The organism is Aquitalea sp. S1-19 (assembly GCF_024343515.1).
In genome coordinates this window covers 1-907 of record NZ_RJTZ01000327.1, presented here as the reverse complement: position 1 = coordinate 907, position 907 = coordinate 1, and the positions used below count along the sequence as shown (strand labels likewise).

The following is a 907-nucleotide window of genomic DNA, read 5'->3' as shown; positions in this document are numbered from 1 at the left end:
TGCCGAAATCAAGCGCACCGGTGTGGTCGTCAAGAAGCTGAAGCTGGGGAATTAAGCATGATACGCCGCGCCAATGGCGAGCAATGGCTCGCCGTCGCGGTGATTGCCCTGGGCCTGATCATGGCCGGGCAAATCACCGATATTCCGGCTGATGCAGGTTATGCCGGCATCGGGCCGCGCTTCTTTCCGGCACTGGTAGTCACCGGACTCGTGATGTGCGGTGGTCTGCTGCTCTTGCAGGCCAGCCAAGCCGCAAGCTTGCCCTCCGGGCAAGAAGCCCAGCCCGAAGATGAAGAGCCGCGGGCCGATGCAGACTGGAGCCGCTTCATCCTGCTCTCGGGTGCCTTGCTGGCCCATATGGCGCTGATAGGGCTGATCGGCTTCACGCTGGCCGGCACCTTGCTGTGCTTTGGCGTCAGCCGCGCACTAGCATCCCGCCATACCCTGCGCGATGCCATCGTGTCTTTTTTACTCGTGTTCGGGCTATTTCGCCTGTTTGTCTGGCTGGGTCTTAACCTGCCGGCACTGATTCCGGGAGTACTGTAATGGAATCCTTGCAAGCCCTGTTCTCGCTGGGGTTCGCTACGGCGCTGACCCCGGCCAACCTGATGTGGGCACTGCTCGGCTGCACGCTGGGCACCGCCATCGGCTTTCCCTTCGGAACCATTCCGGCCGGCGGGACCGAAATGCCGACGTTCCTGTCCTACTCGATGGAAAAAAAACTCGCCCGCGGCAAGGCCAAGCAGGAGTTCGGTCATGGCGCCATCGAAGGCGTCGCCGGCCCCGAAGCGGCCAATAATGCTGCGGTCACCGGCACACTGGTGCCCCTGCTGACGCTGGGCATTCCGACGTCGGCGACCGCAGCCATCATGTTGTCGGCATTCCAGCAATACAATATCGTCCCGGG

2 protein-coding genes are annotated in these 907 nt (G+C 62.1%); both read left to right on the top strand.

Annotation, left to right across the window (positions count from 1 at the left end):
* Positions 1-546: tripartite tricarboxylate transporter TctB family protein (locus EGI20_RS18835; protein ID WP_498633229.1), on the top strand; the 546-nt coding region annotated here is incomplete at its 5' end.
* The coding region (locus EGI20_RS18830) for a tripartite tricarboxylate transporter permease (protein WP_498633227.1) at positions 546-907 on the top strand (362 nt) is incomplete at its 3' end. The genes EGI20_RS18835 and EGI20_RS18830, both read left to right, overlap by 1 nt.